This window comes from Polaromonas sp. UBA4122, assembly GCA_002381615.1.
In the GTDB taxonomy this organism is placed as follows: domain Bacteria; phylum Pseudomonadota; class Gammaproteobacteria; order Burkholderiales; family Burkholderiaceae_C; genus Polaromonas.
Window position 1 is genome coordinate 9,117 of record DFWY01000092.1, and the last position, 5,557, is coordinate 14,673.

General features: G+C 64.2%; 5 protein-coding genes and 1 pseudogene. 2 read left to right on the plus strand and 4 right to left on the minus strand.

From position 1 onward, the window contains the following. Positions 1–330: pseudogene (locus B3F77_RS12400) on the plus strand (copper-transporting ATPase); the annotation flags it as partial. Beyond that, a complete protein-coding gene (cueR, locus tag B3F77_RS12405) occupies positions 327–755 on the plus strand; it encodes a Cu(I)-responsive transcriptional regulator (protein WP_293605249.1) in 429 nt (142 codons plus the stop codon). The pseudogene B3F77_RS12400 and the gene cueR, both read left to right, overlap by 4 nt. Before the next feature lie 44 nt (positions 756–799). On the opposite strand, the gene B3F77_RS12410 is transcribed toward cueR, so the two are convergent. The 4 genes from B3F77_RS12410 to B3F77_RS12425 form a co-directional block, all read right to left on the minus strand. Further along, positions 800–2,740 carry a SulP family inorganic anion transporter gene (locus B3F77_RS12410; RefSeq protein WP_414703006.1) on the minus strand — a complete coding sequence of 647 codons (1,941 nt, stop codon included), beginning with the start codon at positions 2,738–2,740 and terminating at the stop codon, positions 800–802. A gap of 18 nt (positions 2,741–2,758) precedes the next feature. Continuing rightward, the gene (chrA, locus tag B3F77_RS12415; RefSeq protein WP_293605250.1) at positions 2,759–4,132 is read right to left on the minus strand and encodes a chromate efflux transporter; all 1,374 of its coding nucleotides are present in this window, start codon (positions 4,130–4,132) and stop codon (positions 2,759–2,761) included. A gap of 46 nt (positions 4,133–4,178) precedes the next feature. Further along, a complete protein-coding gene (gene metW / locus B3F77_RS12420; protein WP_293605251.1) occupies positions 4,179–4,787 on the minus strand; it encodes a methionine biosynthesis protein MetW in 609 nt (202 codons plus the stop codon). Further along, on the minus strand, positions 4,784–5,557 hold a 774-nt coding region (locus B3F77_RS12425; protein ID WP_293605252.1), incomplete at its 5' end, for an alpha/beta fold hydrolase. The genes B3F77_RS12425 and metW, both read right to left, overlap by 4 nt.

A 5,557-nucleotide genomic window follows, 5' to 3' on the forward strand; every position in this document is an offset into this window, starting at 1 on the left:
GACGGCATCAACGACGCGCCCGCACTGGCGGCGGCTGACGTAGGCATTGCCATGTCCACCGGCACCGACGTGGCCATGCACGCGGCAGGCATCACGCTGATGCGCGGCAACCCGGCGCTGGTGGCGGACGCCATCGACATCTCGCGCCGCACCTATGCCAAGATTCGGCAGAATTTGTTCTGGGCGTTTTTCTACAACGTGGTGGGCATACCACTGGCGGCCTTTGGCCTGCTGAGCCCTGTGATTGCCGGCGCCGCCATGGCGCTCAGCAGCGTCAGCGTGGTGACCAACGCCTTGCTGCTGCGCCGCTGGAAAGGAAGGGCTCAATGACGCAAGACATCGCCAGTATCGGCAGCGCCAGCGGCCCCTTCAACATCGGGCAGGCCGCCGCGCAATCGGGCGTGTCGGCCAAAATGATCCGCCACTATGAAGCCCTCGGTCTGTTGCCGACCGTGCACCGCACCGACGCAGGCTACCGCCAGTATGGCGACAGGGAAGTGCACACCCTGCGCTTCATACGCCGTGCCCGCGCACTGGGTTTCAGCATGGCCGAGATCGCCGAGCTGCTCAAGCTGTGGCAAGACAAGCGCCGCGCCAGCGCAGACGTCAAGCGCATCGCGCTAGCCCATGTCGCCGAGCTGGAGCGTCGCATTGCCGAGATGGAGGCGATGCGGCAAAACCTGACGCAGTTGGCGCACTGCTGCAAGGGCAACAGCCGGCCGGATTGCCCCATCCTGACCGAACTGGCGGGGTAGGCGTATGGCCAGTTGATGCAAGCCGCAAATTGAGGCATGGGAATTCAGGGCTTGGGGGTGTCGGGGCCAGGGGCGGTTTTGCATTCCCAGAAAATGCGCGCCGTGCAATGGCGGCAAATTTCGGGGTCGAGCTTGTTGAAGATGGTGGAAATCGCGGTGGCTTTGTCGGAAAACTGGTGCTCTGGGCCAAGCACGCGGGTAAAGCCGGTTTTGCGCCACATGCGGATCACCTCTGGCCGCGGCCGGTGAAAGTACAGATTGCCCCCCATGGCACGGCGTGCGGCGAGTTCGGCCTCCCACAGCTCGGCACCGGCCAGATCAATGAAGTTCATGCTCTTGGCCATCACCAGCAAGTGCTTTTGCGGTTGCGGCTGGCAGCGCAGCGCGTGCAGGATATCGGCCACATGCTGGGTGGCGCCAAAGTACACCTCGCCCTCCATGCGCAGCAGCTTGAGCTGCGGGCATTCGGGTAAAAAAGCCCCCACGCTTGTCACTTCGTGTACCACGCTGCCCCCCGAGGGGGCTGGCCTTGCTTGGGGCGGCCCGGCGCTGCGGCCCGCTTCGTCCGCCGGATGCTGTGCGTCATCGATCACCACAAACTGCCGGTCTGGCGCGCGGCTGTCAAAGCCCATGGTGCGCATGGCAGGCCGCGAGGTGCGGTACAAAAAAGACATCAGCGACAGCAGCATGCCCAGCAAAATGGCAATCTCCAGCCGGATGGTGACCGTGGCCACCATGGTGGCCAGCGCCACGCCAAAATCGCTGCGACTCAGGGTGAACAACTGGCGCCAGCGCGCAAAGTCGAGGAGGGCCAGCGCGACCAGCACCAGCAGCGCCGACAACCCGGCCATGGGAATCTGCGCCAGCAGCGGCGCACTGACCGCCACCAGGGCCAGCAGCAGCAAGGCAGAAAACACCGAGGCCAGCGGAGTCCGGGCACCGGCTTCCAGATTCGGCATGGAGCGGTTCATGGAGCCGCACGACACATAGCACGAGAAGAATCCACCGACGATGTTCGACAGGCCCTGGCCCCGGAACTCGCGGTTGGCATCGATGCGCTGACCCGAACGCAAGGCCACCGTCTTGGCAATCGAGATGGCCTGCCCCAGGGCCACGATGGTCAGCGCAAACGCCAGGCCGATCAGATCCGAGGCCTGCGCCCAGCTGATGCGCGGCACCTCAAAGCGCGGCCACGGCGTAGCGATCTGCCCCACCGTTCGCAGCGCCGTAACGGGGGCGCTAAGCGGCGTGGCGCTGTTGGCGTTCAGGTAATGACTCCACCCCCATGCCAGCGCAGTGGCCACCACCAGCCCGATGAGCATGTACGGCCAGTTGCGGCGCCAGCGGCGCAGCAGCAGCGCCACGCTGAGGGTGATGCCGCCCACCGCCAGCGCAGCCGGTTGCGCCGAGGGCAGCTGCGTGAACACATGCCTCAGCACGGCGGCGGCACCGTGGCCGGGCGCGGCGGCCAAGCCCAGCAGATCGGGCAAGGCATGCACGGCAATCAGCAGCGCCGCACCCGAGGTAAAACCAAACAGCACCGCCGGAGAAATGAAGTTGGCCAGCACGCCCAGGCGCAGCGCGCCAATCAGCCACTGCATGACGCCGACCATCACGGTGATGGCCAGCGCCAGCTGGATATACAGCGGGCTGAAGGCCATCGCCAGCGGCGAGAGCATGGCAAACAGGGCCAGCGAGTTGGCGTTGGTGGGGCCCGACATGACGTGCCAGCTGGAGCCGAACAGCGCGGCGAGGATGCACGGAATGACCGCCGTGTAAAGGCCATATTCCGGCGGCAGCCCCGCCAGCGTGGCAAAGGCAATGCCTTGGGGCAAGACCAGCACAGCGCCCAGCAAGCCGGCCATCGCATCGACGCGCAGCGTGGCGGGCGATACCTGCCGTACCCAGGCGCCAAACAGGCGCTCGAACAGACTTTCAAGCAGGGGCATGGCGCGCAAAGTGGTGCCGGGTTCGGAGGGTTTCATCAGGAAGGCCGCAGGTTTTCAAGCCAGACCCAACCAGCGTAACAGCAGTCCAGAGCCTGCCGAGGCCGCGACCACCGAAATCACGCCCCACTTGAATCGCCACAACGCCAGGGCGGCCAGCACCACCAGCGTCAGCGCCATCCAGTCAGCTTGTGTATAAAAAAGGCCTGTAGCCCCCGAAGGATAAACGACAGTAGCTATAAAAAACAGAGCAAGATTGGCAATCACACCGACCACGGCTGCGGTCACCGCCGCCAGCGGCGCAGTCAGCCTGAGCTTGCCGCGCGTGGACTCGACCCACGGCCCACCCGCCAGAATGAAAATGAACGAGGGCAAAAAGGTGAACCACGTTGCCGCGCAAGCGGCCAGCGCCGCCCCCAGAAACAGGGCGTCGGGGCCCGCGACCTGCTTGGCCCAGCCGCCCACAAAACCTACAAAGGCCACCACCATGATGAGCGGGCCGGGCGTGGTTTCGCCCAGCGCCAGGCCATCCATCATTTGCGCCGTGCTGAGCCAGTGGTAATGCTCGACCGCGGCCTGGTTTACATAGGGCAGCACGGCATAAGCGCCGCCAAAAGTCAGCAGCGCGGCCTTGGTGAAGAACCAGCCCATCTGCGTGAGCGTGCCGCTCCAGCCGTAGCGCAGCACCAGTGCAGCCATGGGCAGCAGCCAGAGCGCAGCGCCCGCCAAAAGCACCGTGGCCAAGCGGGAGCTCTTGAACAGCGCGTGGGGCGGCGTGGGCGTGTCGTCATCGATCAGGGCCACGTCGCGAACGCTTTGCGCCGCCGACGAAGGGCTACTTCCGCGCATCAAGGTGCCCGGGGCCACGCGCGCCAGCACGGCCCCCATCAGCATGGCGCCCAGCACGACCAGCGGAAAGGGCAGCTTGAATACCCAAATTGCTATGAAACTAGTAGCGGCTATCGCCCATGGAACGGGGGCGAGCAACGGATTTCCCAATGATTTACTGGCAATGCGGTGCAGCGCATGCAACACAATGGCCGCCACCGCCGGCTTGATGCCGTAAAACAGACCCGCCACCAGCGGCTGCTGGCCAAAGGCCATGTAGATCCAGCTCAGCGCAATCAGCAGCACCAGCGAAGGCAGGACGAACAAGACCCCCGCCACCACGCCGCCCCAGCTGCGGTGCATCAGCCAGCCCAGGTAGGTGGCAAGCTGCTGCGCCTCCGGGCCGGGCAGCACCATGCAAAAGTTGAGCGCGTGCAGAAAGCGTTGTTCAGACACCCAGCGCCGCCGCTCCACCAGCTCGCGGTGCATGATGGCAATCTGCCCCGCCGGCCCGCCAAAACTGATGAAGCCGAGCTGAAGCCAGAAGCGAAACGCCTGGTTGAAAGAAATCGCGACCGGTTTTTGGGCGTTTGGAGAGTTCATGCAGTATCCAGCAGGGGGGGTTGGTCGGCCGCGTGCAGCGTCTGCTTCAGGCCCGCTGGACTTTGAACACCGCGCGGCTGGCGCGCGCGTTGGGCAGGAAACGGATTTCTCGGCCGTCCTGCAGGCCAAATTGGTCCAGAATCTGCAGCTGGTTTTTTACGGCCAGGGCTTCAAAGTCCTGCATCGTACCGACGCGAATGTTGGGGGTGTCGTACCACTGGTAAGGCAGCACCTTGGTCACCGGCATGCGCCCGCGCAGCACGGCCAGTCGGTTGGGCCAGTGGCCAAAATTGGGAAAAGCCACGATGCCGATACGGCCAACGCGGGCGGTTTCACGCAGCATGACTTCAGCGTTGCGCAAATGCTGCAGTGTGTCTATCTGCAGCACCACGTCAAACGATCCATCGCCAAACACCGCCAGGCCTTCTTCCAGATTGAGCTGGAGCACGTTCACGCCGCGCGCCACGCAGGCCTGCACGTTGGCATCGTTCAACTCGACGCCGTAACCTGAGCAGCCACGCTCGCGAATCAAATGGGCCAGCATTTCGCCAGTTCCGCAGCCCAGATCCAGCACGCGGGCACCGTGCGGCACCAGCCGGGCAATCGACAGCAGATCCGGAGAAGGCTGCGCATTCACATCAGACAGTCGGGTCATACAGCCACCTTGCTCTGAAAATAGGAGCGGACTACGCCCAGGTAGCGGGCATCCTCGAGCAAAAATGCATCATGCCCATGCGGCGCATCGATTTCGGCGTAACTCACATCGCGCTGGTTGTCGAGCAGGGCCTTGACGATTTCGCGGCTACGCGCGGGTGAAAACCGCCAGTCGGTGGTGAAGCTCACCAACAGGAATTTGGCGCTGGCCTTTGCCAGGGCGCGGCTCAGATCGCCGCCAAACTCGCCGGCCGGATCAAAGTAGTCCAGCGCCCGGGTGATCAGCAAATAAGTGTTGGCGTCGAAGTACTCGGCGAACTTGTCGCCCTGGTAGCGCAGGTAGCTTTCGATCTCAAATTCCACGTCTTGAGTGGTGTATTTATAGGCCCCCACGCTTGTCGCTACGCCTGCTGCGCTGTCCCCCGAGGGGGCTGAACTTGCTTGGGGCGGCCCGGCGCTGCGCCCGGAAGCACTCGCATTTGGGGCAAGGCCCTGGCGCAGCTGGCGGCCGAACTTCTCGTTCATCACGTCGTCGCTCAAATAGGTGATGTGTCCGATCATGCGGGCAATGCGCAGGCCGCGTTTGGGCAGCACGCCGTGGCGGTAAAAATGCCCGCCGTGAAAGTCCGGGTCGGTCACGATGGCGCGGCGCGCGACTTCGTTGAAGGCGATGTTTTCGGCTGTCAGGTTGGGCGCGCTGGCCACCACCACGGCGTGCCGCACGCGCTCGGGATATTGCAGCGTCCAGGCCAGCGCCTGCATGCCGCCCAG